The 26782-nt window shown below is 33.9% G+C and carries 31 protein-coding genes and 2 tRNA genes; 6 read left to right on the forward strand and 27 right to left on the reverse strand.

All coding sequences use genetic code 11. From position 1 onward, the window contains the following. Positions 1-54 precede the first annotated feature (54 nt). On the forward strand, positions 55-972 hold the full coding sequence (gene map, locus UIB65_RS04445) for a type II methionyl aminopeptidase (protein ID WP_330039918.1): 918 nt from the start codon (positions 55-57) through the stop codon (positions 970-972). 30 nt (positions 973-1002) lie between these two features. Here map and UIB65_RS04450 read toward each other — a convergent pair whose 3' ends face one another. The 5 genes from UIB65_RS04450 to frhA form a co-directional block, all read right to left on the reverse strand. Next, positions 1003-1971 (reverse strand): hypothetical protein, encoded by a 969-nt coding sequence (locus tag UIB65_RS04450; RefSeq protein ID WP_330039919.1) that lies wholly within the window; start codon positions 1969-1971, stop codon positions 1003-1005. Between the two features lie 131 nt (positions 1972-2102). Continuing rightward, on the reverse strand, positions 2103-2954 hold the full coding sequence (frhB, locus tag UIB65_RS04455) for a coenzyme F420 hydrogenase subunit beta (RefSeq protein WP_296880849.1): 852 nt from the start codon (positions 2952-2954) through the stop codon (positions 2103-2105). 11 nt (positions 2955-2965) lie between these two features. Next, entirely contained in the window at positions 2966-3805 is an 840-nt protein-coding gene (frhG, locus tag UIB65_RS04460; RefSeq protein WP_296804077.1) for a coenzyme F420 hydrogenase subunit gamma, read from the reverse strand. Then, on the reverse strand, positions 3805-4377 hold the full coding sequence (locus UIB65_RS04465) for a hydrogenase maturation protease (protein WP_330039920.1): 573 nt from the start codon (positions 4375-4377) through the stop codon (positions 3805-3807). Before UIB65_RS04465 ends, frhG begins: the two co-directional genes overlap by 1 nt. Positions 4378-4397: 20 nt before the next feature. Continuing rightward, positions 4398-5612 (reverse strand): coenzyme F420 hydrogenase subunit alpha, encoded by a 1215-nt coding sequence (gene frhA, locus UIB65_RS04470; protein WP_296804079.1) that lies wholly within the window; start codon positions 5610-5612, stop codon positions 4398-4400. Between the two features lie 158 nt (positions 5613-5770). Between frhA and UIB65_RS04475 the strand changes: the two genes are divergently transcribed. The 3 genes from UIB65_RS04475 (at position 5771) to UIB65_RS04485 (ending at position 6607) form a co-directional block, all read left to right on the forward strand. Next, a complete protein-coding gene (locus tag UIB65_RS04475) occupies positions 5771-6319 on the forward strand; it encodes an endoglucanase (protein WP_330039921.1) in 549 nt (182 codons plus the stop codon). Between the two features lie 87 nt (positions 6320-6406). Beyond that, a tRNA-Arg gene (locus UIB65_RS04480) sits at positions 6407-6480 on the forward strand. 53 nt (positions 6481-6533) lie between these two features. Continuing rightward, a tRNA-Arg gene (locus UIB65_RS04485) sits at positions 6534-6607 on the forward strand. Between the two features lie 2 nt (positions 6608-6609). On the opposite strand, the gene UIB65_RS04490 is transcribed toward UIB65_RS04485, so the two are convergent. The 19 genes from UIB65_RS04490 to UIB65_RS04580 all read right to left on the reverse strand — a co-directional run bounded on the left by UIB65_RS04490 (position 6610) and on the right by UIB65_RS04580 (position 20807). Next, positions 6610-7797, reverse strand: a complete 1188-nt coding sequence (locus tag UIB65_RS04490) for a TIGR00375 family protein (protein ID WP_330039922.1) — start codon at positions 7795-7797, stop codon at positions 6610-6612. 21 nt (positions 7798-7818) lie between these two features. After that, complete coding sequence (locus UIB65_RS04495; protein ID WP_330039923.1) at positions 7819-8379, reverse strand: DUF2112 family protein; 561 nt, start codon at positions 8377-8379, stop codon at positions 7819-7821. Positions 8380-8409: 30 nt separating this feature from the next. Continuing rightward, complete coding sequence (locus UIB65_RS04500) at positions 8410-9180, reverse strand: proteasome assembly chaperone family protein (RefSeq protein ID WP_330039924.1); 771 nt, start codon at positions 9178-9180, stop codon at positions 8410-8412. A gap of 3 nt (positions 9181-9183) precedes the next feature. Continuing rightward, positions 9184-9354: an RNA-protein complex protein Nop10 gene (locus tag UIB65_RS04505; protein ID WP_296804089.1), complete on the reverse strand. Its 171-nt coding sequence runs from the start codon at positions 9352-9354 to the stop codon at positions 9184-9186. Positions 9355-9360: 6 nt separating this feature from the next. Further along, on the reverse strand, positions 9361-10158 hold the full coding sequence (locus UIB65_RS04510) for a translation initiation factor IF-2 subunit alpha (protein WP_330039925.1): 798 nt from the start codon (positions 10156-10158) through the stop codon (positions 9361-9363). A gap of 66 nt (positions 10159-10224) precedes the next feature. After that, entirely contained in the window at positions 10225-10404 is a 180-nt protein-coding gene (locus UIB65_RS04515) for a 30S ribosomal protein S27e (protein ID WP_067044971.1), read from the reverse strand. A 9-nt stretch (positions 10405-10413) separates the two neighbouring features. Continuing rightward, positions 10414-10692 carry a 50S ribosomal protein L44e gene (locus tag UIB65_RS04520; RefSeq protein WP_292743332.1) on the reverse strand — a complete coding sequence of 93 codons (279 nt, stop codon included), beginning with the start codon at positions 10690-10692 and terminating at the stop codon, positions 10414-10416. Positions 10693-10909: 217 nt separating this feature from the next. Then, positions 10910-11800 carry a hypothetical protein gene (locus UIB65_RS04525; protein WP_330039926.1) on the reverse strand — a complete coding sequence of 297 codons (891 nt, stop codon included), beginning with the start codon at positions 11798-11800 and terminating at the stop codon, positions 10910-10912. Between the two features lie 56 nt (positions 11801-11856). Next, on the reverse strand, positions 11857-12591 hold the full coding sequence (gene pcn / locus UIB65_RS04530) for a proliferating cell nuclear antigen (pcna) (RefSeq protein ID WP_296804093.1): 735 nt from the start codon (positions 12589-12591) through the stop codon (positions 11857-11859). 82 nt (positions 12592-12673) lie between these two features. After that, on the reverse strand, positions 12674-13447 hold the full coding sequence (gene trpA / locus UIB65_RS04535) for a tryptophan synthase subunit alpha (RefSeq protein ID WP_330039927.1): 774 nt from the start codon (positions 13445-13447) through the stop codon (positions 12674-12676). Continuing rightward, positions 13440-14624, reverse strand: coding sequence for a tryptophan synthase subunit beta (gene trpB / locus UIB65_RS04540; protein WP_330039928.1), 1185 nt, complete (start codon positions 14622-14624; stop codon positions 13440-13442). The genes trpA and trpB overlap by 8 nt, the downstream gene beginning before the upstream one ends. Next, complete coding sequence (locus tag UIB65_RS04545) at positions 14621-15220, reverse strand: phosphoribosylanthranilate isomerase (protein ID WP_330039929.1); 600 nt, start codon at positions 15218-15220, stop codon at positions 14621-14623. Before UIB65_RS04545 ends, trpB begins: the two co-directional genes overlap by 4 nt. Then, positions 15213-15989, reverse strand: coding sequence for an indole-3-glycerol phosphate synthase TrpC (gene trpC, locus UIB65_RS04550; protein ID WP_330039930.1), 777 nt, complete (start codon positions 15987-15989; stop codon positions 15213-15215). The genes UIB65_RS04545 and trpC overlap by 8 nt, the downstream gene beginning before the upstream one ends. A 5-nt stretch (positions 15990-15994) precedes the next feature. Beyond that, positions 15995-17002 carry an anthranilate phosphoribosyltransferase gene (gene trpD / locus UIB65_RS04555; RefSeq protein WP_330039931.1) on the reverse strand — a complete coding sequence of 336 codons (1008 nt, stop codon included), beginning with the start codon at positions 17000-17002 and terminating at the stop codon, positions 15995-15997. Then, entirely contained in the window at positions 17003-17581 is a 579-nt protein-coding gene (locus UIB65_RS04560; protein WP_330039932.1) for an aminodeoxychorismate/anthranilate synthase component II, read from the reverse strand. Continuing rightward, a complete protein-coding gene (gene trpE, locus UIB65_RS04565; protein WP_330039933.1) occupies positions 17578-19074 on the reverse strand; it encodes an anthranilate synthase component I in 1497 nt (498 codons plus the stop codon). Before trpE ends, UIB65_RS04560 begins: the two co-directional genes overlap by 4 nt. 85 nt (positions 19075-19159) lie before the next feature. Next, positions 19160-19558 (reverse strand): hypothetical protein, encoded by a 399-nt coding sequence (locus UIB65_RS04570; protein ID WP_330039934.1) that lies wholly within the window; start codon positions 19556-19558, stop codon positions 19160-19162. Between the two features lie 34 nt (positions 19559-19592). Then, positions 19593-20399: a type II CAAX endopeptidase family protein gene (locus tag UIB65_RS04575; RefSeq protein ID WP_330039935.1), complete on the reverse strand. Its 807-nt coding sequence runs from the start codon at positions 20397-20399 to the stop codon at positions 19593-19595. A 207-nt stretch (positions 20400-20606) separates the two neighbouring features. Then, positions 20607-20807 (reverse strand): helix-turn-helix transcriptional regulator, encoded by a 201-nt coding sequence (locus tag UIB65_RS04580; protein ID WP_296804103.1) that lies wholly within the window; start codon positions 20805-20807, stop codon positions 20607-20609. 139 nt (positions 20808-20946) lie between these two features. On the opposite strand from UIB65_RS04580, the gene purB reads away from it, so the two are divergent. Both purB and UIB65_RS04590 read left to right on the forward strand, forming a co-directional pair. Then, positions 20947-22296 carry an adenylosuccinate lyase gene (gene purB / locus UIB65_RS04585; RefSeq protein WP_330039936.1) on the forward strand — a complete coding sequence of 450 codons (1350 nt, stop codon included), beginning with the start codon at positions 20947-20949 and terminating at the stop codon, positions 22294-22296. An 8-nt stretch (positions 22297-22304) separates the two neighbouring features. Next, positions 22305-23150: a hypothetical protein gene (locus tag UIB65_RS04590; RefSeq protein ID WP_330039937.1), complete on the forward strand. Its 846-nt coding sequence runs from the start codon at positions 22305-22307 to the stop codon at positions 23148-23150. An 8-nt stretch (positions 23151-23158) separates the two neighbouring features. Here the strand turns inward: UIB65_RS04590 and UIB65_RS04595 are convergent, their stop codons facing one another. From UIB65_RS04595 to UIB65_RS04605, 3 genes are all read right to left on the reverse strand, one after another. Continuing rightward, on the reverse strand, positions 23159-25651 hold the full coding sequence (locus UIB65_RS04595; RefSeq protein WP_330039938.1) for a heavy metal translocating P-type ATPase: 2493 nt from the start codon (positions 25649-25651) through the stop codon (positions 23159-23161). Positions 25652-25744: 93 nt separating this feature from the next. Then, a complete protein-coding gene (locus UIB65_RS04600) occupies positions 25745-26536 on the reverse strand; it encodes a nitroreductase family protein (RefSeq protein WP_330039939.1) in 792 nt (263 codons plus the stop codon). After that, on the reverse strand, positions 26520-26782 hold a 263-nt coding region (locus UIB65_RS04605; RefSeq protein ID WP_330039940.1), incomplete at its 5' end, for an amidohydrolase family protein. The genes UIB65_RS04605 and UIB65_RS04600, both read right to left, overlap by 17 nt.

The following is a 26782-nucleotide window of genomic DNA, read 5'->3' on the forward strand; positions in this document are numbered from 1 at the left end:
AATATAAACTTTATCAATTATAAAATTAATTATTTATACAGAAGGTAAAAAATTATGATGGAATCATACATAAAAGCTGGAAAAATTGTTTCAGACATTCGTAGTGAAGCTTCAAAAATGATTAAAGATGGAACTTTGGTCATTGATTTAGTTGAATACGTAGAAAGCGAAATTTTAAAAACTGGGGCCGAAATTGCTTTTCCATGTAACGTTTCATTAAATGAAATAGCGGCACATTACACCTCACCTGCAAATGATAAAACATTAATCAAAGCAGGAGACATGGTAAAATTAGATTTAGGTGCAATGGTTAATGGATATATTGCAGATTCGGCAGTGACAGTCATTGCTGACGGAAATATAGGCGAGTATTATTCACAGGACGAAATTAATTTGCATGAGGAAATTGTAGAAGCTTCAGCAGCGGGTCTTGAAGCGGCAATATCAACTGTCAGGGCAGGAATTGAAGTGTCAAAAATAGGTGCTGCAGTCCATGAGGCAATTTCCGAATATAACTTAAATCCTATTTTCAACCTAACCGGCCACAGCTTGGAGCAAAACAATTTGCATGCAGGTATTTCCATACCAAATTACGACAATCATGACGGATATGTCTTGGATGAAGGTCAGGCAATTGCAATAGAACCTTTTGCAACCAACGGTGAAGGAATCGTGAATGATGCACCAGGACATTACATCTATTCATATATTGCAAACAAACCGTTCAGAATGAGAAGCACAAAAAAAGTATTGAACTACATTCAACATAATCACGCATATGTGCCGTTTTCAGGAAGATGGATTACAAGCGAATTCGGTGAAAGAAGAGGAAAGATAGCATTAAAACAATTATCCGATGCAATGGCAATCTATCCTTATGCACCGTTACGCGAAAAGCAGGACTGCTTTGTAAGCCAAAAAGAGCACACAGTCATTGTTGAAAAAGAGGGCTGTACCGTCACAACCATTTAAAATTTTAAAAAAAAAGGAGTGAAAACTCCTTTACCTAATATAATATCTTTGGAAAAGTGAGGTTACCTTTGCCTTTCCATATGAAGAAACAAGTTTATAACTTCCCATTTTTGTGGGTGTTTTTAATGTGAAAGTTGCAATTCCCTTTTTATTGGTCTTTGCTAAATAATTCTTTTTATTGAATTTGACTTTCACTTTTTTATTTTTAAATGCTTTTCCTTTATTGTTAAGCAATTTTACCTTAAATTTGAAAGTTTTTCCTATTTTTTTAGCTCCAAATTGAGTCATAGGAATCAAAATAGGCTTAACTATAATCTTGTTTGCCACAAGGAAATTCCCATATTGGGCAGTCACCAGATAAGACCCAGGCTGGAAATTGATTTTCAATTTTGCATTGCCTTTTTTGTCAGTTTTTACAATATGTTTTTTTAAGTTTACAGTGAATGTAACCTTTTTATTCGCTCCAACAGGCTTTCCATCATTTCCATATACCTTAACAGTATAATACTTTCCGCTATTGAAGTAAAGATTATAGTTTTTGTTTCCGCTCAATACATCAAATACAGTTATATTATCCGAAACAATACCGGGAGTCACAGTATTTACAAGATATAATGTGTGAACACCTTTTTTACCAGGCAACAAAAATAGGGCAACGCCGTTAGAGTCTGTTGTTGCATTGACTCCTAACAAGACTGAATCCAGTCCACAGTATACAACAGTGTTTTGTAATGGTTTACCTTCCCCATCTAAAAAAGTTGCAGAATACTCAACAGCACCATTATACCTTTTTACAACTTTACCAGGAATAATTGAACTGGAACTATCATTTGAATCAACAGAATAATCAGCAGAAACAGCTACTTCATTACTTGTGTCAACTATCTCATTTTGATTTGAAACATCAACAATATCTCCTTTTTGAGCATTCAATGCCAAATCGGTCGCATTTTCATCCGCTGCAAAACTAACAGACACTGAAAGCAAAATAGAAATCATCAATAGTAAAATGAAAAATTTATTTAATTTAATTTTATACTCCTCCGTCAAAATAATATGACTATATTTGAGGATTAAAATATTTAAAGTTTAGTTTAAAAAAAAAGAAAAAAGAAAAAAAAGAAAAGGAATTAGTATTCCACAGGAAGTGGTAATCCTAATTTAGCTCTTCTTTCACGTTCTTTACCGTTTTTATCTTTCTTACCTTTAGCTAATTTTTCAAGTAAAGGAAGACCAGGTTTTACGTCATCCATTGGTTTTGTTTCAATTAAACCAGCGTCAACAGCAGCTTTAAAGACAGATTCACCATCATCAGTTCTGGTTAAAACAGTGGACCATCCGTCAGGAGATCCTACAGAACCTGTTGATACGTCGGCCCATTCAGCAACATAGTCCATACAGATGTTACATCCAGCTTGTTCGTATCCGTGTGTTTCTTTGATAGCTAAACCAGAGTCTTCTCCATCTTTGGTTAACCAGAATTTACCTTTACCGATGTCCATTTTAGTTGCATCTTGTAAGCTGTCAAATCCTAATTTTGCGGTAGCAAAGGTGTCAAGAGAAGCCATTGGGAAGTTTTCCATACAGTAGATACCGATGATTAATTTTACTTTATCAGCGACGAATCTAGTGAATGGGTAAGATTGTGCTTTTCTTAAACCTTGGGTTTGACATGGAGTTGATACAACACCAACTTTTTCTAAACCGTATTGACGGGTTGCTTCTTTTAAAGCAGATAAGGTTGGGGACATTGAGTATTTAGTACCTGCTGCTGCGATAACTTCATCAGATGAGGTTACAACAGTAGGAATAGGTCTCCAGTCTTCATCAGGAGTTCCAGCAACAACTGCACCTTCAATGATTCCTTCATCGAGTGCGTAACAGAGTAATGCTGAAACAATTCCTCCGTCTTGTGATACATCTAATATTTTTTTATCAGTTGATCTTGCAGATAATGCTTCTTTATAAGTACCTAATGGCATGTTCAATCCTCCTATAATCCAGTATCCTCTTTAATTCTCTTTATAGGTAACCATGCTCTTGGACACATTGCATAACAAGATCCACATTTAATACATCTATCTCTGTCACAGCTAGGTCTACCTTCAGAAAAGCCCATAGCTCTTGTTGGACAAGCTAGAGCACAAGTTCCACATCCAGTACATAATCCGTTACGGATTACATTGGTTAATACATCACAGCCACAGCCAGTGTTGCAAGCAGCTTTATCAATAGCAGGTTGTAAGTATTCCATGTCTCCATTGCATAATGCTACAACTACTTTTGCAATCATTTCAGGAGCTACAGGACAACCAGGAAGTGCGCAGTCAACTTTAACTAATTGGCTGATTGGTGCAAATGATTCATGTTTAGGTTGTGCTTGTTGTCCTCCACGTGCAAAGGTGGTGAAACAACCAGTCATAGCACAGGAACCGAATGCACAGATTAAACCTGATTTTTCTCTTGCCATTAAAAGTTCTTGAACACTGTGATCATCTTGTAAACAAACTGATCCTTCAATTAAACATAAGTCCATTTCAGGCATTTCTTCAGCGAAAGTACCGTGAACCCATTTGTCTACTAAAGTTTGTCCGTATACAATATCAACTAAATCAGTAAGTACAGTAGATAAAATGTCATAGTTTTCAGTCAAGGACATAGCATCTCCAGTACAACCACTTAAGTGTATGTAACCAATACGTGGTTTTGATGAAGCAGCTTTAGGTTCTGCTGCAGGTGCTTTTGTTTCTGCAGGAGCAGCTTCAACTTTTTTCTCTGCTTTTGGTGCTTTAGCTTCATCGCCGCCAAAAGCTTTTTTCAATTTATCAAACATTATTTTACCCCGATTTCATTTAAAATAATATCTATAGTCTTTGGAATTGCCTTTTTTACTGGTTCTGTTAAACCCATATCTACATCCGGAGTTGGTATTTCAGCAGGTTTGCAACCTACAATTACAACCTCACATTTATTTTCAGAAATTTCACGAAGTGGATCTTCAACAGTCATTCCATGAGGATTGTCATATTTTCCTTGTTGCATTACACTAGGATCAAAAGTATCCACTGTACCAGGTTCATCATTGAACTCGACAACATCAACTACCACCAGTTTTTTCCAGTCATATTCAGAATATAATGGGAAAAAGTTAGTTGGTGCGGCAGTTCCTCCATCAACAAATTGAACCCCGTCAGGCAATGTTTTGCCCTCAACTTTCTGTTGAATTTCTTTTAAAATGTCCTTATCGAATTCGTTTTCCACATAGTCTGTAACAGCAGGATCATAATAGTCATTTTTATCATTAAACAATTTTTGCAATAAGTTAATGACAATAGGACCGTATCCATCATCTTTAAATAAAACGTTTCCGCATCCGACAACAATTATCTCCGAATCATAAGGCATTAATAAATCCTCCCAAATACTTAGATTCTCACCATTTCATTTTTAAGAATGGATTTATCTTCATCGTCAACTACCATCACGTGAGTAGCACAGGATAAACATGGATCGTAAGCTCTGATTACGTGTGGACCTAACTCGTGGTGGAATCCTTCAGTTGCAGGACCCATTGTTGGAATATTCCAAGTAGTTGGTACAATTGCAGAGTAGAATTGTGTTTTTCCTTCTTTTACTTGTGCCATGTGTACGTCAGTTCCTCTAGGACCTTCTATGACACCAAATCCAAGTTCACCAGTTCCTCTTTTATCATATGATACGTTTGCAGGTGCTGCAGGATCAATTGCATCTAATGCTTCTAAACAAGCATCGTAGTTTTTCAACATTTCGTCAGCACGAGCTACATGTTGAGCAATAACACCTTTGTCTTTGAATCCTTGGAATTTTTCCATTCTTGCTCTAGGACCTGTTTCTACATTAGTACCTTCCCATAAAGGAATTACTGAACATGCTTTAGTTCCAATTTCAGGATCATCATACCATGCTTCAGGTAATACTTCTGAGAATTTGTTCATATCGAAATCGTTGGTACCATAAGTTGCATCTGCTGCCATTAATGGTTGGTTAACTACACCTAAATCTTTAGGTAAACCAGCTTCAAGTACACAGTTTTTAATAAATTCAACGTGTGCTTCAAGTTTTGGTTTTAAAGCAGTCATTCTTTCAATTAATCTTTCTTTTGTGAATGGTGTGATGTTTCTAGCCATTCCACCAACCCTAATATCAGATGGGTGGATACCTTCACCAGCAATCATGTCAACAACGTATTGAACATTTTTTCTTACTTCACTTACGCTGTTAACTGCATCTACGAATTTGTCCTCTGGGACAACGTCAGGTGCAACTAAAAAGTGGTGAATTGCTGCACTGTTAATACCGTGTGCTGCAGCGACAGCTTTTCTTAATAATTTTCCTGCTTTAGGAATTTCGATGCCTAAAGCCATGTCCATAGCTTCTGCAGATGCTAAAGTGTGTGGAATTGGACATACTCCACAGATTCTTTGACATAATACAGGAGCGGTTTCAGGAGCTTTATTAAGAACCATCTTTTCTAAACCCCTAACAGGAGTTATACTTAAATACATCCCTTTTGTAACTATCCCTTCATCGTCAACTTCCATGACAAGTTCGGCATGGCCCTCTTGACGAGTTGTAGGAGATATAACTACTCTATCTTTCAAATTTGTCACCTCAATTTTAAAACTTAGAAACTAACATTAATAATATTTGTTTGATTATATTTATAAACTAATACTAAAAATGAAGATAGAAATATATATAAAAGATAAAGAACTTAATTATATTATTATATTTAATATAATTTATAGGAGGGATAATATTGGAAAAGTCTAACATAATTATTTCAATAATTATTGTATTATGTATTGCAGCAGCAGTTGCAGCATATGGAATTACCAATAGTAACAATCCAATCTTTTCAGATTTATCCAGTATGCCTGCTAAAAATACTGGAAATGGACTTGGAAACAATACTTCCGCAAATAATGGAAGTGGATCTTCCGTAGCAACAACTTCAGGAAGTGACAGCGGTTCAGGTTCCGATTCAGGATCAGACTACAGCAGTGATGGTGGTTCCGGGTCTGACTCAGGATCAGACTACAGCAGTGACAGCGGTTATAGTAGTAGTAGCAGTAGTAGTAGCAGTGATAGTGGAAGTGACTCAGGTTCATCTTCAAATTATGGTCCTTCATTGTCTTACTCTGATGCACAAAGTATTGCAGCAGGCGCTGTTTCAGAACCAGGATGTTACGCTGGAGGCGGATACTACTCTGATGGGTACTGGTACTTCACAATATATAATGAAAATGGTGAAGCTGTAGATTCAATAAGTGTTAGTGATTCTAGCGGCTCAACTGGAAGAGGTTAAACTTTAATCTCAACCTTTTTTATTTTTTATAAAAAATAGATAACTATATATAAGACAAAAAACATATTAATTATTGTTGTATTTAAGGGGCCCGTAGCCTAGCTGGATAGGGCGTCGGACTTCTAATCCGAAGACCCCGGGTTCAAATCCCGGCGGGTCCGCTCTTAATGACTCTTTTTTTTAAAAAAAAAATTTTATTTTGTATATTTATTTTGGGCTTGTAGCCTAGTCTGGAAGGGCGTAAGACTCCTAATCTTAAGATCGAGGGTTCAAATCCCTCCAAGTCCGTTTTAAAAATTATCTAAAGTAACAGTTTTTGTTGCTTTACTTTTTTTGACAGATTCATTGAATACAATATGTCCATATTGTCCTCCACCACCTGGAACAACTTCGATTGTATTGTTTCTGAATGATTCGATAACATTTGCTACTTTCAAATCTATTTTGGAAATATCTTCCAATGAAGCATTGATTAAGACATCAATTTCAGTGCCGAAAGCATCAACCAATTTCTGCCAGATACCTTGAACCGTCTTGGTTGTAACGCCTTTATCATAAACAGTTGAAATCAGTTCGGCAAGAGGCATCAGATGAACGTATTTCGGTCTGAAGTCAGGATGATTAGGTTCATCATAATCGGCAATTTCAGAAATTCTAAAGTCCACACCTTTTTTAACCCTTCCACCACATTCACATTTCATTTTATTTTCCTTTGCAAATGCGGGATCGATTATTTTATAGCATTTGGTACATGCGGTCATGTGATACTTTCCCAAGTTCGGAACCAATCCATAATTTGCTTTGATTTTATTGGAAGTAATTGAACTTTTTATGGATGAAAATGAAATATCTTTAAGCTCCATTGCATTAAACTCCCTACCTAACCTATGAGGCCATGGGGAATGGGCATCGGAATTTGTCAGGAATGGAAAATCCTTCAGTTCCAAAACAGTGTCTGCCATATCAGTATCTGCAGACAAGCCCAATTCAACAAAATCAGGTTTTTCGCCATAGCAGTCATAAATACTATCATAGGACTTGTACATTCCGGTCCAGGGAGTGAATGCATGTGCCGGACCAATCAAGCAGTCATACTGTCTAACCATGTCCAAAAGTTCAGCGCCGGTGTAACCTGTTCTGGGTCTGCCGTCAACATTTTTGTTTTTAGACACCAATTTTTCTGACAATTCACGGGCAATATCAATATCAGGAATGATAATCAGATGATGAATTCTGTTTTTGCCTTCCACTTCGGTGGTTAGAACAAAATCCATATCGTCATAAGTGTAAATTCCATCCCCCGAATAGACCGTAGTTTCTTCAATTATATCCAACCAACCAGGATGAAAAGCATCTCCGGTGCCTAAAAGATTCAATCCTTTTAATTTAGCTTTGGGAGCCATATTTTTAATTAGCATGTCCTTTGATGATGCTGATGAAAAACAGCTGTGAACATGAAAATCCGCATTAACCAACATATTTAAAAATTATAATTCATATTATATCAAATTATTTAAAATCTCTTTAAGATTGTTGATTGGATATTTATCCTTTTTAATTTCCAAATCAGCATTTATATTATCTTTATTGACACTTGAAGAAGAATCATCGAGATTTTTTAAAAATAAAGTGGTTTCATTGATTAAACTGATAATTTGATTTTTATCTGTCGGATACGCCAATTTCAATGTCGGAATATTCATATCTTCAATTAGCTTGACAGACAAGTTATGTGCATTATTGCAAGAACTGCTCCCAAACATAATCAGTTCATTTAAAACATTATACATCCTAACATAATTTTTAGGACGTTTTCCAATAATGATTGCAGCATCAGCCTTGTCTAAAACTCTTGAAAACAAAAAAAGTCTTCCTCTTACACCGGAAGGAATTTCACTTGAAAAATAGTTATTTAACAGATTATCATATGACAGATTACCCTCGCAAATATCCATATTGTCATATTTGGAAAAATTTGAGGGAGACAAATAAGTATGCCCATTCCTCTCAATCAAAGGCACAACAATCATTGCCGCATCAGGAATGACTACAACATTCATGTAAAAAAAAGTTAAAAAATGATATATTGACTATCCAATATATCTTAAATCATCAGCGTTACCTGCGTTAGCTTTATTAATTAAATCCTGTTCCATTTGTTGAGCTTTAGCAATCATTTGTCTAGTTTCTTCAGCTCTTTCTTCCAATTTATCAACATTAATTTCAAAATTAAGCAAATAGGAAAGTTTATTTAAGATAGCTTCTGCAGATTCGGCATCAATGAAATAACCTGGTGTTTCACCCATAAGACAAGACCCATGTAGTCCTTGACGAACAGCAAGACCTAAAAAGAGTCCGGAAGCTCCAACGATACCGCCGTCATTGGATCTGATTTCAATACCAGCTTCTTTTAACAGTTCAACATCCTCTTCATGAGTAGCTGCTCCGAAAACTTTAGGATTCTCAACAGGCTGACCAGTAGCCATTCCGCCCAATGTAAAAATCCTGCTTATGTCAAATGGTTTAACATAATCCAAAACATCTTTACACAATAGATATTGGCCTTCTGGACTTAAAGACTGAGTATTACCTACAATAATTATTAAATCCAATTTATCTTCGCCAACTTCTTTTATGTAGTACAATTCATTAATCATGTTTGCAATTAAACCTTCCTCTTTTACAAGAACTTGAGGCGGAAAAGTTGGAGAATATATTTCAGCAAACTTTGTTGCTCCAAATTCATCAATAATATGATCAGCAGCTAATTTACCAACATGACCAATACCAGGCAATGCTTCTATAAAAATAGGATTATTCAATTCAATTTCTTCCAAAGTAGTAATTTCTGTAACGTCCATATCCTATTGCTCCTTCATTGATTCCTTTTTTAATATACGACGATATTTTCCGTATTTATCCTCAATTGAAAATTTTGGAGGATAAATAACTTTAAGTTGCCCGCCACATTTAGGGCAAGCATCTTTTAAAGTATAAATTCCACATTCGGGACATTTATTCATTTTCATATTCATAAGAATCTAATTATCCAACTCTCTTAAGAAAGTACCATTTCCTTCAGATTCTTCAACAACTGCAATACATCTTTCAGCAGCAGCTTTAAGAGCTTTTTCAGCTAAGATATAATCAGTAGATTTTACAGTAATCCTATATCTTGGTGCACCAACACATTGGACCTTGATTTCTTCTTCCGCATCGCCATTATCTTCAGCTGCCTTAAGAGCAGAAATAATAATTTCAACACCATTAGGTACAAAAGTTTCAATATCTACATAACCACTGATATGAACTTCAGGTGGAGTAATGTTCTTTTTAGCAACTTCAGTAATAGCATCTGCCCAATCTTGAGGAATTCCTTCTTCAGTAAGAGATTCTGCACCTTCATCAGCAGCAGTTTCAAAAGCACCATAAACATCACCAAAGATATCCATGAGCTCATAACCTACTTCATCATAAGCTTCATCCAAACTCTTATCTAAGGATTTAGCAGATAATTCTAAAAATTTCTCAGCTTTCTGTTCAATTTTCCAATGTTGGATTTTTTTAGTTCTTTGATCTTCACGGATTCTTTTTAAAGAAGCATCAACATGCCCCTTTTTAGGATTAACTCTGAGAACACGACAGACGATTTTTTGATTTTCTCTTACATGATCTCTAATATTTTTTACCCAACCAGAAGATACTTCAGAAATATGAATAAAAGCTTCTTTGCCCTGATATTCTTCTAATTTAGCAAAAGCCCCATAATTAAGAACTTTATAAACAGTACCGACAATAAGTTCCCCTTCATCAGGCCATTCTTGACTTTTTCTTACCATATTCTCACCAACATTAATAAAAAAAATTATAAAAAATAGTAAAAAAATAAGTTGAAAACTAGAAATCTAGTTTAAAACTTTTTCAATGTGTGCGGTGATTTTAGCTTTAGCACCACGAGATTTGACAAGAGTTTTACCACAAATAATACATTTTACATCAGATGCAGCACGGTCAAAGATTACTTGCTCATTGTCACAATCTAAACATTTAACTTTTAAAAAGTTTCCTCTTCCTTTACTAACCATGTTAATCACCTATTTTGCTACAAATTCTGGTTTTCCAGTTCTGAAAGATTGTTTAATGTGAGATTTACCACATTCTTTACATTTAAGTCTTAAGTCTAATTTTTTAACAGGTTTGTTTCCGGCAGGTAAAGGCCTTGGATAACCTCTGTAACCAGCAGTTACACGTCTGAATTGTCTTTGTCCCCAAGTTAATTCACTTGCTTTCCTTTTTTTAGCAGTGTGTACCTCATGCATAGTGTGTCTTTTACAGTGAGGACAGTATGTTCTTTTTTCTTTTGGTATTTTCATTTTTTCACCATAATTAATAAGTCATTGTAAACCTATCTATGAATTTATCTAAACTCAAATTTTATTAGAAAACGTTAGAGATTAAAACTGCATTGTAACGCATCAAGTCTACAGACAGCAAAAATCCAAATTATAAAAAAATATAATTTTTTATTATCACAAATAGATACGATTAATATATCTATTTATCAAGTTATTTAAAGTTAATGGCAATTCCTTAAATTTTAACCTGACGGCCCTTATGATTTTTGAAAAATATTTTTGCATTAATCAATGGCAAGGTGACCAAATCCTGAGGTCTGAACGGACCGTAAACCCTTTCATCAACACCCACAATAGCTCCAATTTCATCAAAAACCAACATTGTAACAAGTTCTGTGTCCCTAGCTATTTTTTTAGATTCCAAATCATAAAATTCTTCATTTTCATCGAAGGCATTTGGATTTTCTTCAATATTATCAACTTTAGGTTTTGATACAGGAGCTTTAGAAACATTTTCCTTTTTTGATGCCATGACTTGAGAATTAGCAATTTGCTTTTCAATTGGTTGTCTTTTCTCACCTATTATTGGTTTAGCTTTAGAAATTTCATCCAGCCTATCCAATACTTCATCATCATTTTCCTGTTTTTTGGTAGGTTCAGGAGAAGTTAATGTGTTTGATTGAGTTTCTTTCGGTTTAATGATTTTCTTTTCAATCTGGTTTTCATCTTCAGATAATTTTTCCAATGAAATGTTATGCCTATGATTTCTCAATGTATCGATTAATGAAAAATAGAACTTTTCTTCCTCAGGTGTCAAATTTAAAGGAGTGGTGTCAACCAAATCAAATTGAGGTTTACCAGTAAACAGATGATAAGACCTGTGAATGTTAAGAACTGCAGAGTTGGTAATTTTTGTCTCCCTTCTCTGACAGATATCAGTTGCAATAATCTGAGCTTCCTTAAGCATAGCTGGAGCTTTTGAAAATGGATCATTAATTGCTTCTTGTTTCAATACATCCATATACTCATGTATATCGTTGTAAAAAGTCTCATCCACACGAGAAAGAGTACCATTATTCCGTTCCTTCTTTTGAACATCACGTAAAGTCTTGTAAAACTGATCCACTGATAACCATCTCTAAAAAAATTTATAAAAATAAAAAAAAAGATAAACAAATGAAATTATTCATCTGTTTCTAATCTAGGAGCAAGCAAGAAACTAAGTTTACCGTCACCAGTAACCATAGTAAGAGTTAAACTTAATGGCATATCAGTACCTAAACTAATTTCAGCTTCCTCTGAAAATTTATCCGCTTTAAGCATTTCTCTAATCTTATCTAATGAGAATAAAGCTTTTGCATGTTCATTAATATTTTCACCATGGAGATATTTGATACTTGCGTCACCAAATTCCCCGTCTGCAGATGCAATGAAATAATCTTCATCAACCTGAAGTGCTATTTTATCTGAGAAAATATCAATATCATTAATACAATCTTTCAATATGGAGAAACGAACCTTAAAGTTAGTAGGATGCTCGATTGTTGGTGGAACAGGATTATCATATTCCATATCGATTAATCTTATTTTAAAAGTTCTTGTAGCGTCTCCTTCAAAAGTAATAATGAAATTTCCTTCATCAACAGACATCAATACTCTGTCTTGAGATTTTGCACGTTTAAGTACTCTCATAAACTCATCAGTATCAATATTAATTTTTTCAGGAACATCACAAATATATTCGTCAAATAAGCTAGATTTTAACTCTAAATGTACGAAAGTTATGTGACTACGGTCTAAGGCATCTAATCTCATGCCTTCACTATCAGTTTGAATTTGTACTTCATCAACGATTGATGAAATAGCATCAAAACTGGTTTTTAATATACTGGAATCACTTAATTCTGCTTTAAACATAAATAATCCTCTAAAGTAATATTATTATAATATATTTATATATGTCTCATCTATTTATATAAATTTTTTCATGGATTAAAAATCATTCATTTGCTGCCTTTTTCATACTTGAAACATAATCTTTCAATGGTTCAGTCGCATTTTCCCCATGTTCTTCAATGATTTTTACTATTGCACTTCCAACAATGACTCCATCAGCGATTTTACCAATATTTTGAGCTTGTTCAGGAGTATTAATACCAAAACCAACAGCCAAAGGCAAGTCAGTAACATCCCTAATATCTTTAAGAATTGCATTTAAATCTGTTTTGATTTCACTACGCATTCCAGTGACTCCCAATGATGAAACAACGTAAATGAAACCTGTTGCATCAGTGGCTATTTTTTGAATTCTTTCCTTTGAAGTAGGTGCAATCAATGATATGACATCAACATCATTTTTTCTGGCAATTTCAGAAATTTCACCTTTTTCCTCATAAGGCAAATCAGGTGAAATGATTCCATCAACGCCCAATTCCCCACATTTTTTAAAGAATTCTTCGTAACCATAAAAGAAAACGGGATTTATGTATGTTAAAAATACAAGAGGAACATCAGTTTTTTCACGAACCGCCTTTACAATATCAAAAACATCATCAGTGGTTGTATTGTGCTTCAATGCACGAACATTTGCATCCTGAATTACAACACCTTCAGCCATCGGGTCTGAAAATGGAATACCAATCTCTATTAAATCACAACCTGCCTCTTCCATAGCCAATATGTATTCAACTGTTTTTTCTACAGTTGGATCACCGGCAGTCAAAAAGCCGATGAATGCTTTGCCGTTCTCAAATGCATTTGCTATTTTACTCACCTAAATCAACTCCCCTATATTCTGCAATTGAACGAACATCCTTATCTCCCCGTCCAGAAAGACAAACCATGATGATATCATTTTCATCCATTTCAGGAGCTATTTTCATTGCATAAGCGACAGCATGTGCACTTTCAATAGCAGGAATGATACCTTCCATTCTTGACAGATATTCAAATGCATTGACTGCTTCCTCATCAGTAATCGGAACATATTCCGCACGACCAGTGTCTCTCAAATATGCATGTTCCGGCCCAACGCCCGGATAATCAAGACCGGCTGAAACTGAATATACCGGTGCAATTTGACCATAGTCCCCCTGATTAAATATGGATTTCATTCCATGAAATATTCCAATTTTTCCTTTTGTCAGGGCTGCTGCATTATATGGAGTGTCAATACCCTTTCCACCGGCTTCACATCCAATCAATTTAACATCATCATCTTCAATGAAATTATAGAATGCTCCCATCGCATTACTTCCACCACCGACACATGCAATTACAGCATTTGGAAGTCTTCCTTCTTTTTCAAGGAATTGGTCTCTAGCTTCAGCACTTATTACAGCTTGGAAATCTCTAACAATCATAGGAAATGGATGAGGCCCCATTGTTGAACCTATTACATAATTAGTATCATGAACACGGGCAATCCAATCTCTAAATGCATCGTTTACTGCATCCTTTAAGGTTTTGGTTCCGGATTTAACTGAGTGAACCTTTGCACCCAACAATTCCATACGATAAACATTTAATGCCTGCCTTTTTGTATCTACCTCACCCATAAACACTTCACATTCCATATCAAGCAAAGCGGCAGCAGTTGCAGTAGCTACACCATGTTGACCTGCACCAGTTTCTGCAATAACTCTTGTTTTACCCATTTTTTTGGCAAGCAATACCTGACCCAAAACATTATTGATTTTGTGAGCACCAGTGTGGTTCAAATCCTCACGTTTCAAATAGATTTTTGCCCCTCCAAGGTCTTCGGTCATTCTTTTAGCATAATATAACAAAGATGGCCTTCCAGCATATTCCTTTAATAATGTATTGAGTTCATCTACAAATTCCTGATCGTTAATATAATGATTATACTGCTCTTCCAAGTACAATAATTCATTCATTAATGTTTCAGATATGTATTGGCCACCATACTCACCATATCTTCCTCTACTCAACGTATAACCTCCATTATTTCTTTAATTTTATTTTCATCCTTAAATCCATCAGTTTCAAGACTTGAACTTAAATCAACAGCAAAGGGATTAAACTCTTCAATAGCATGATTTACATTTGAGATATCAATTCCACCAGCCAAAAAGAAGTCTTTGGTCAAATCTGTTCTAATCAAACTCCAATCAAAAGTCTTTCCACTGCCTTTACCACTGTCAAGCAACAAATAATCAGAAAGTGAATTATCATATTCCAATAAATCCTTTTCATCAGACATTTCAATTGCATTAATAATTTTTAGTTTATAATTAGTATTTTCTTTTAAATTCCTAATATAATCTTCACTTTCCAATCCATGAAGTTGAGCAATTTCAATAACTCCCCTGTCGAACAAATCAACAATCTCACCAATGTCTGCATCAACGAAAACTCCTACAGACACTATATCTGAGCTTAAATTATTTTTCATTTCAAAAGCCAAATCATGTGAAACCTTTCTTTTTGAATCTGCGAATACAAAACCTATATAATCCGGTTTGTATTTATTGACAATCTCAATATCCTCCAATCTTTTAAGTCCGCAGATTTTAATTTTAACCATTCTTTAACTCCGCAATCAATGAAGTTTTATCATCGCTTTTCATTAAAGTTTCGCCAATTAAAACTGCATCAACATTATTTTCTTTTAATTTGGTGACATCTTCTTTTGTTTTAATGCCACTTTCAGAAATAAATAGTATATTGTCACTGACACATCTACGTAAACTAATACTATTATCAATATCTACACTAAAATCCTGCAGATTCCTATTATTAACGCCAATAATTTCAGCACCCACATTCATGGCAGTCCTTATCTCATTACCATCATGAGTTTCAACTATTGCAGAAAGGCCCAAATCATGAGCCAAATCCAAATATTTTTTTAACTGAACAATATCCAATATTGATACTATTAAAAGTACTGCAGAAGCTCCGAGTAACTTAGCTTCCCAAATCATATACTCATCAATGACAAAATCTTTTCTTAAAACAGGGATTGAAACGTTTTCAGAAATTTCCTTTAAAAAGTCATTAGACCCTTGAAAAAAGTAAGGTTCTGTCAAAACAGAAATTGCTGAAGCACCAGCATCCTCATATTCCTTAGCGATAGCTAAATAATCAAAATCCTCTGCAATTACTCCTTTTGAAGGAGAAGCCTTTTTGACTTCAGCAATAATTGCAATCTGAGGATCGTCCAATGCATCTTTAAACGGAAATTCATCATTAATCTCTAATTTTGACACTTCCTCCTTAATTTCTTCAAGAGGTTTGTTTTTCTTAGCTTCAATCAGTCTTTCTTCAGTTTTTGCAACAATCTTATCCAACATAATAATCATCTATTTGTAACTTCAACAAATCTTTCAAGCTGTTCAAGAGCTTTTCCAGAATCAATAATTTCTTCTGCCAGTTTGACTCCTTCCCTTAAGTTATCTACTTTTCCTGCAACATAGAATCCTGCAGCAGAATTTAAAACAACCGCATTTCTTTTTGGTCCTTTTTCACCATTTAAAATATCCAATGTGATTTGTGCATTTTCCCTTGCATCTCCGCCAACAAGGTCTTCTTTGGATACAAGTTCCATACCAAAGTATTCAGGAGTTATTTCATATGTCATTGTTTTACCATCCTTAAGTTCAGAAACACAAGTTTTATCGCTTGCAGAAATTTCATCCATTCCATCCAAACCATAGACAGTCATTGCAGACTTAACTCCCAGGTTTTTCAATACTTCTGAAAGCGGATCCACCAATTGTTTTTCATATACTCCTAAAACTTGCATGGTAGCACCAGCAGGATTTGTCAGAGGACCCAATATATTAAATATGGTTCTTATGGACAATTCTTTTCTAACATTGGCAACATACTTCATTGCCAAATGATAATTCTGAGCGAATAAAAAGCATAGATTAATCTCTTTTAAACATTGCAAACTTTTTTCGGGTTCAATGTAAATATTAACACCCAACGCTTCCAATACATCGGCAGCCCCACATTTACTGGAAGCAGACCTATTTCCATGCTTTGCTACAGGAATGCCTGCAGCTGAAATTACGATAGAAGAGGTTGTGGATATGTTGAATGTATTCGAACCGTCACCACCGGTTCCAACAATTTCCAATACTTCCTCATCATTCAGCAATCTTACACAGTGAGCCCTCATCGCTTCAGCAGAAGCTGTAATCTCATCAATTGTTTCACCTTTCATTGACATTGCAGTTAAATAGGCACTCATCTGAACTTCACTTGCCTCACCACTCATGATTTCATCCATAGTATCATAAGCTTCCTGATAAGTTAAGTCTTCATGCTTATAAACTTTCAATATTGCCTCTTTAATCATTTAAACCATACCTATTTTTTCAATAAAGTTTCTAATAATCATCAACCCATCCGGAGTCAATATTGACTCGGGATGGAATTGTAAACCATAAACATCAAAGTCATTATGTCTGACTGCCATTATTTCACCATCATCATCCGCTTTTGAGATAATTTTTAGAGAATCAGGAAGACTATCTTCGATTAAGCTTAATGAATGATATCTTCCGACAGTGATTTTTGATTCCAAATTTTTAAAGATTTCATCATCATCAATTGATATTTCAGAAGATTTGCCGTGCATCAACCTTTTAGCATAAGAAATCTTTCCGCCAAATGCAGTGCAAATAGCTTGATGACCCAAACAAACACCCAAAATTGGAATTTTATCATAAAATTCATTTACCAAATCAATGCAAATTCCCGCATCTTCAGGTTTTCCAGGCCCCGGAGACAAAATTATCGCATCCGGATTTAGATTATTGATTTCATCTAATGTGATTTTATCATTCCTATAAACTAAAATATCTGAATTTACTTCACCGATTAATTGGAACAGATTATATGAAAAACTGTCATAGTTATCTATCAATAGAATCATTCTAAACCTCCATCAGCAATTTTTAAAGCGTTGATTACTGCAGCCGCCTTATTTAAACATTCATCGAATTCATTATCCGGAACACTGTCTGCAACAATACCTGCACCAGAGCGAATAAATACCTTATTGTTGCGTGCAAAAGCAATCCTTATTGAAATGCAAGTATCAATATTTCCACTCAAATCAACATATCCAATCGCACCGCCATAAATTCCTCTCTTATTGTCTTCAAGTTCATTGATTATTTCACATGCCCTTATTTTAGGAGCACCTGACAATGTTCCTGCAGGCAATATTGAATCTATGGCTACAAGAGAGTCCAAATCAGACCTTAATCTTCCAGTTACAGTAGATCCTATGTGCATCACATGGGAAAATCTTTCAATTGACAGGTACTTGTCGACATTAACAGATCCTATTTCTGCAATTCTTCCAATATCATTGCGTCCCAAATCCACAAGCATATTATGTTCGGCCAATTCTTTTTCATCGGCCAATAACTCCTGTTCGAGTTTTAAATCTTCTTCAACAGTTTTACCGCGAGGTCTTGTTCCTGCAAGGGGGAATGTGTACAATTTCCCATCATTTAATTTGACCAGAGTTTCAGGAGATGCTCCTGCTATTTCAATGTCATTGCTTGAAAAATAAAACATGTATGGAGACGGATTGGTGGTTCTCAAAACTCTGTATGTATCAAATAAACTTCCGGAAATTTCGGCTTCGATTCTATTTGACAAAACCACCTGAAAGATATCTCCTTCCTTAATGTAATTTTTAGCCTTATTCACCATGTCACAATATTTTTCACGTGAAAATGCGGCCTTAAATTCGGATTTTAATTTCAAAGGTTCAACTTTAGCTTTTTTGCCGTTTTTAATTAAATCGGCTATTTCTTTTAATTCTTCACATGCTTTTTTGTAATTATTCTCCAAATCATCTGTTTTGATATTTGAAATGATGATAATTTTTTGTTTAAAGTTATCGAAGGCAATGACCTTATCGAATAACATCAAATCAATGTCCTTGAATTTGTCCTGATTTTCAGCATCCAAATTAAGTGAAGGTTCACAGTATTTAATATAATCATAAGCAAAATATCCTACAAAACCGCCAGTAAAAGGAGGCAAATAATCAATTTTTGGAGATTTATTTTTTAAAACCAATTCTTTAATTATGTCACGGGGATTATCAGTTTCTATTGTGATTACATCATCGTTGAATTCCTTAAAATCAGCATCGCCTTTAATCTGAACCATGCCATTTTGACATGTAAACTCCAAAAGAGGATCATAACCTAAAAAACTGTATCTTCCCCATTTTTCTGAATCCTCTATACTTTCCAACATGTAGCAATGATTACTGATTGCTTTTAAAATTCTTAAAACTTCAATGGGAGTTGCAATATCAGAAAACAATTCATAAGATATTGGAATACGTTTATACTCCTCATTTTTTGCTATTTCTTTTACTTCTTCAATACTTGGGGAAAACATTTTATCACTAATATAAATTTAGAATAATGTACTATTTAAAACCTTGTTGTAACTTTTTGTACATTAAGAAATATTGAAAAAAAAATTATAATTTATCTTGTTCTCTGCTGAACTCAATTACAATTTTTTTTATTTCCCTTTTTTCCAAATAAGGCAATTTTTCAGAAATTTCTCTTTCCAAATCCCTATTAAGTTGCAATCTTTTTTGGGTATACTCATCGCCGTCAAATTCACTTCGATACTGCTTATTCAGATTTGAATATTTAGTGATTAATGGCTGGAGAACAGTTCCAATATCCTCATCAAGCCTGTCATTAATAATTTTTCTTTTTCTAATTTCACTTACAAAACCAACGACAGTTATGAAAAATCCCAAAACAGTAATAGTCAATGCAGGAACGAAAATCTTATCATTGCCATAAAATGCAATAGACACGGCAATCCCAATGAAAATCAGACAAACACCAATTTTTCTTAAATCCATGTTAACACCTTTTATAAATATTCTTATTTTTTAGTTATTTAAAATTATTCCAATTGGAAAAAATAAATTTTAAAATTAAAATAAACGAAATTATTGCAAGAATAGACATCCCTGCAACGACCAAATTATTTTTAAATAAAATTTGAGAAGAATCAAGATGATATAAACTTTCACCAATCAAATTATTTAAAAAATGACCAAAAATAGGAACTAAAATATTTTCACTTTTCAAATATAGTATAGCCATGCAGATTGCAAAAATAAAGGCTGAAAATATGCTGCCAAAGCTGTGAAGTGATGCAAACAACAGAGACGAAATTAAAATTGCAAATGTTGTTGGAACAATCATCCTTAATTTATTTAAAAAAATCCCTCTAAAAACCAATTCCTCAACAATTGGAGAAATCAAAACCACGGATAAAAGTCCCATTATTCCAAAAATCTCACTGTTCAGACTCATTGAAGGGAAAAATAAACCAAAATAATTGCCGTTCAGATTAACAATCTGAACAAGGTAGTTTGAAAGATAGAGCATCCCATAAGAAAAAAATATGTTTAAAAGCACAATTGAAAAAATGCTTTTAAAGGAAAATTGGGAAAAAATTTCAAAAAGATCTTGTTTAAACTCAAAAAAGGAATTTCTAAATTTCAATATGAAATAAATAATGATAACCAAATAAACATAATTAAAATTAAATGAAACATTTAAAAATTTCAAGCCACCAATTGATATGAATAAAAGTATAAACAACAACAGTAGCTCCACTAAAGAAATACCTTTAATTTTTTCATTAAGCAACGACATATTATCAAAAAAATAAAAAAAATGGATAGAATCCATTATATTAAACTTAAATTATTTAAATGCTGATTATTACAATAAAAACAAATACTTATTTATAATTATTTACACCATCATATTTTACATACGCATAGCTACCATTTAGGACATGTTTCGTCCCTATAAACGCCAACATTCATTCCCCAAGTAATTACTGCAATTAATTTAATATTAAATAAGCATTTGAAAAATTATATTATTCAAATATTAATCATCATCAAAGACAAAAACGTCTTCTATATGTTTTTTTCCCAACTTCTTAGTAATATTATAGGCTAATAATAAGGAAGGGTTATAGCGAGCATTTTCTAAAGCATTTACTGTTTGACGAGTAACACCAACTGAATCAGCAAGTTCTTGCTGAGTAATTCCCAATTTTTGGCGAAACTGTCGTATTTTAGTTTCCAAATAATCACCTATTTATATTGATATATAAATGGTGATATTATTTCTTTTATTAATTGATATATAAATGTGTTGTATCAAACCAAAATATAATAACATCTATGAACAAATTATATAACATAATTTTATGAGATGATAAAAAATGGCTATACACCCTATTGAATTTAGATATGGTACTCCCGAAATGAAAAGGATTTGGGAGGAAGAAAATAAATTACAAAGAATGTTGGATGTCGAATCTGCATTAGCACAGGCTGAAGGAAAACTAGGAATCATTCCTCAGGAAGTTGCAGATGAAATTGCTGCCAAAGCAACCACAGAATTTGTTAAACTAGACAGAGTTAAAGCAATTGAAGAAGAAACAAATCACGATATTGCCGCATTATCAAAAGGAATTACAGAAGTCTGTGAAAATGGTGCAGGAGAATATGTTCACTTCGGAGCTACATCCAATGACATCGTAGACAGTTCTAATTCATTACTTATTAGAGACTCAATTGAAGTTTTAAAAGAAAAACTAGAAAGATTAACAAAAATAATGCTCAAATTGGCTGAAGAAAATAAAATGAAAGTCTGCATTGGACGTACACATGGTCAGCATGCTCTTCCAACCACATATGGTATGAAATTTGGTATTTGGGCTGATGAACTTCACAGACAATATGTAAGATTAGAAAATGCTAAAGCAAATGTTTGTATTGGAATGATGGATGGTGCAGTCGGAACCACCGCCGCATTAGGTGAGCAAGGTTGGGAAATACACAAAAATGTTGCTGAAATTTTAGGCCTTCCTGCAGCTACAATCACAAACCAAGTAGTTCAAAGAGACAATCATGTTGAATTTATCAGTGTTTTAGCAAACATTGCAAGTACCTTAGACAAAATCGGATTGGAAATCAGAAGCTTGCAAAGAACCGAACTTATGGAAGTTGGTGAATACTTCGATCCTGAAAAACAAGTTGGAAGCAGTACTATGCCACATAAAATGAATCCTATTACAGCAGAAAGAATATGTGGTGTTGCAAGAATTGTAAAATCATACGTAAATGCTGCTTTAGACAACAACCCCCTATGGCATGAAAGAGACTTAACCAACTCTTCCTGTGAAAGAATAATGTTTCCGGAAAGCTGCATCTTAACCGATTACATCTTAAACTTAACAATCAAGTTAATGAGCAATTTGGTTTTCTATGATGAAAATATCGAAAGAAACCTAAATTTAACAAATGGTTTAATCATGGCAGAAAGGTTAATGGCTGAACTTACACGTGCAGGAATGGGAAAACAAACTGCATACGGAATTGTAAGAAAAAATGCTATTAAAGCAAACAAAGAAAAATTATTGCTCGGCGAACTGATTTTAGAAGATGAAGACGTTCAAAAATACTTGACTGAAGCAGATGTTGAAAAAATTATGGATCCTCACACTTACATAGGCTCTGTACCTATAATTATTGACGAATTACTTGAAAAATCCGAAGAATGGTTTTAGGTGTGAAAATGAGTGAAACAAAAGAATTAAAATCAATTGACTTGAGTTCTTTTACAATTATTGGAACAGGAATAAATATAGTGATTTCCTTACTGCTTTCAATAATTGTAATAATTGCTATTGGAGTAATTTCCCCAGTAAATCTCGGAGTTTCAATCTATATCGTGCCTACCATCATTGTAGGGTCATTCATGTGTGGAATATATCAATTTTTCTCCAACGGATTATTCTATAATCTACTTTCAGCAAAATTAAGAAACATCAAGTTATCATTTAATGACGACAGACTTGTTAAAATGTCAACAACTGAAACCGCAACCATTATTGGAGTAATCAGTTTAATCCAAACAGTATTGCTCTATTTAGTTTCAGTGTTCATATTGCCTTTGGTCATTAATGCTACCATCCAAACTTTAGTATTTGGAGGTCAACAGGCAGTAGCTTATACTTTTTATCAACTGCTAATTGTTTTAAGCCAACCAATGACAATCATAATGTTGATTTTCGGTTCATTCATAATAACATTCATATTTGTCCTGCTTGGAACTTATATCTATAATTTTTTAGCGTCCAAAGGCAAAGGAGTCATTTTGAAATTAACCAAAGAAAATGAGATGACTTCTATCGATTCAATTGACATGATGAGCCTTGCAATAGCAGTTGCAATAATCAGCGCAATATTGCATTTGATTTCTGGAATAATTATGTTAATTAGCGGTGGAAACATTGCAAATGTCCTTATTGGAGTAATCGTGAATTTAATTGCAGGATTTGTCATTGCAGCAATTATTGCAATAGTTTACAACTTCTTAGCTCCAAAACTTGGAAAATTAAAAATAGAATTAATTGATTAAAAAATCAATTAATTTTTACTTTCTCTTTTTATTTCGGGCACATATCTCTTAAGCATTAATGAAAGTGATATGACCGTTACTGAACTTAACGCCATTGCTAAACCCGCCAAAGCAGGTTCAAATGTAATGCCAAAAGTAGGATATAAAACACCTGCAGCAATAGGAATCAATATTGTGTTGTATGCAAATGCCCAGAAGATATTTTCTTTAATCCTACGCATAACCTTTTTAGAAAATTGTATTGCAGCTACAACATTTTCCAAATCCCCCTCCATCACAACAATGTCTCCACTTTCCATAGCGATATCCGTTCCGTTTCCCATTGCAACACCAATATCAGCTTGTGTTAATGCAGGAGCATCATTAATACCGTCACCAACAAACAAAACTTTTTTGGTGTGATTTGCTTGAGCCTGCTTTACAATATCCAACTTGTTTTCGGGAAGAACTCCTGCCTTTACATTATCAATTCCAACTTCACGGGCGACAGTAAGTGCAGTGGATTCATTATCCCCAGTCAGCATGTAAGTCTCAACATCCATCTTATGCAATTCATCAATAGTTCTTTTGGAATTGGTCTTAATCTTATCAGATAAACTTAAAATTCCTTTTACAGATTTATCCTTGGCTAAAAATATTATGGTCTTACTTAAGCTTTCGAGAGTGTTATATTTATCAATCAAAACAGAGGAAACATCAACATTTTCAGCTTCCATTAATGCCAAATTGCCTGCAAGAACTTCACTTTCACCAATTTTAGCTTTTAAACCTTTACCAGTCACATTTTCAAAGTCGGTTGTAGAATCCAAATCCATACCAATTTCTTTAGATTTATTTACAATTGCTTTTGCGATTGGATGTGAAGAATTTTGTTCCACACTAGCCGCCAATTTAATTAATTCATCTTCAGAAATTCCATAAGCTATAATATCATCAACTTCAGGTCTTCCTTCGGTAATTGTACCTGTTTTATCAAAAGCAGCAACATCAATTTGACCTGCATTTTCTAAAGTATCCCCATTTTTAATTAAAATACCATATTCGGCTGCTCTTCCAACACCGACAGTAACTGCAGTTGGAGTAGCAAGTCCCAATGCACAAGGACAAGCAACCACCAATATTGAAATCAAACAAGTTAAAGAGAACAGTAATGACTCTCCTAAAACAAAATACCATATTAAAAATACAATTATAGCAATTGAAAGAATTACCGGAATGAAATATGATACAATAGTATTTGCGAATTTTTGAACAGGAGGTCTTGAACTTTGAGCTTTCTCCACGAGACGAATGATATTGGACAGGACAGTTTCTTTTCCGATTTTTTGTGCCTTGATATATAAAACCCCATCCTGATTAATGGTACCTGCAAAGACTTCTTCACCATCCTTTTTAACCTTAGGAATAGGTTCACCATTAATCATAGATTCATCAACATAGGACTCACCACCAACTACATCACCATCGACGGGAATCTTTTCACCGGGCTTTACAAGCAACAAGTCACCAATCACAATATCAGCTATTGAAACCTCTTTTTGAGAAGTGATTTCACCATTGTCATCAAGCTCGATTGCTGTTGCAACCGTTGGCTGAAGACCAATCAATTCACGAATTGAATCAGAAGTTCGTTTTTTAGCTCTAGCTTCCAAATATCTTCCAATCATTAAAAATGAAGGAAGCATAACAGCAGAATCGTAAAACATAAAAGAATGGTCAAGCACAATATGGAAAGTTCCAAGAATACTTGAAACATATGCCACCAGAATACCCATGGAATACATCACATCCATATTAAGGTTCTTATGCATCAATCCATTTATTCCTGCTTTTAAAATTGGCAATGAAACATATAAAAACGGAGCTATACTGACAATTAAAGAAAGCAATCCCATTGAAGATATATCAATGCCTGTTGATTGTTTAATGGAATGTGTAACTCCCATTAATGGATCCCATCCACTAAACATCAATATCATTAAAATTGCTGAGAAAACAAGACCCACAATAATTCTATTACGCTTTTCTTTTAAATCCTTTTGATAAATTTCTTCCTCATCAATTTCTGTTTGACCTTCAATTCCTAAAAGTTCAAAACCTAAGGATTCAATAACATTTTCAATTTCATTTATATCCACTTTTGATGAATCATATCTTATTCTTGCAGATTGGGAAGTCAAATCCGCTTTTACATCAAAAATTCCATCTAATCTGATTAAAAAATTCTCAACATTCATTGTACAGGATGCACAGTGCATGCCCTGAATTCTTAAGGTCATCTCATCGCAATGCAGTTCAAAACCTAAGTTTTTAACCAGCCTTTCCATTTCTTCATAGGATATTTTTTTAGTATTTACAGTAATATGTAATTTATTAGCCGCCAAATCGGCATCTACCTCTTCGACGCCTTCAATTTTTTCAAAAGTTTTATTAACACTCAATACACATGAAGCACAGTGCATTCCTTCAATTGGCAAATCCATATGTTTATGTTTTACCATGTTACCACAACCATTCCATCACTATGAAAGTAAATATTACTTTTACATTTTATAAAAGTTTAGGTTATGCTAAATAAATTAAAAAAAAGAAAGCTAATAATAATTAACTTTAATATCATTATGAGGTATTGTTCTTCTAAATCTCTTTTTAGGATATCCTATAATGAAAGTTGAATACATGTGTTTACTCTTATCGATTTCAGGGAAAAATTCCATCAATCTGTCGTGATCAATTTCATCTGCTTTCAGGATAAACAGTGAATAGAAACCGCCCAAGCCTAAAGAATAGGCAAGTAATTCTAAACGAGTATTTGCTATAACTGCACTTGTTTTATCAGTTGAAAATGTTAAAATAAGTTGTTTTCCTTCCCAAAGCAATGGATGAAATTCTTTTGTGGAATTGTCTTTCAGATAATCTCCAAATTCTTTTATTCTAAAGAATTCATTTTCTTTAACTTTGATAATATCATAAACAAGCTCCATAAATTCATCCAATTTCTCATCCAATACAACAAATTCAACATCCTGTTCATTTTGTGCTGACGGAGAATAATAAGCTCCTTCAAACAGTTTATCAAATGTATCTTTGTTTATTTTTTTATTTTTAAACCAACGGATAGATCTTCTTTGCTTTAAAAATTGAAGCAGATCCTCATAATCAACCGGAATCTCACGAGGATTATATTCAACAATCCTATCCTCTTTGCCTTCATAGGATTTTAGAGTAATTGCATTTTGCCTGCAAATTGCCATACAATGCCCACATTCAAAACAGTTACTGCCAGTTTCGGTAGCAAAATCTTCAACAACAATATTATCACGAATACATACTTGTGCACACTGCTTACAAGCTGTACACAACTCTTCATCAATAACCAATTTCATTAACTACACGACCATCCTGAAAAACATTTAAAACATTATCCTTATCACATAAAATAGAGACATCATCTAACGGATTGGAATTGACTAAAATCAAATCTGCAACATAATTCTCTTTTACCAAGCCCAAATTGTTTTGGCCTAAAAATTCAGCAGCCTTGACAGTACCACTAGCTATCGCTTCATCACTGGACATTCCTATTTCCATTAAATGAATCAGTTCTTCCAAATTATGCCCATGAGGTATAA

Source organism: Methanobrevibacter sp. (assembly GCF_036307625.1).
Lineage (GTDB): Archaea > Methanobacteriota > Methanobacteria > Methanobacteriales > Methanobacteriaceae > Methanocatella.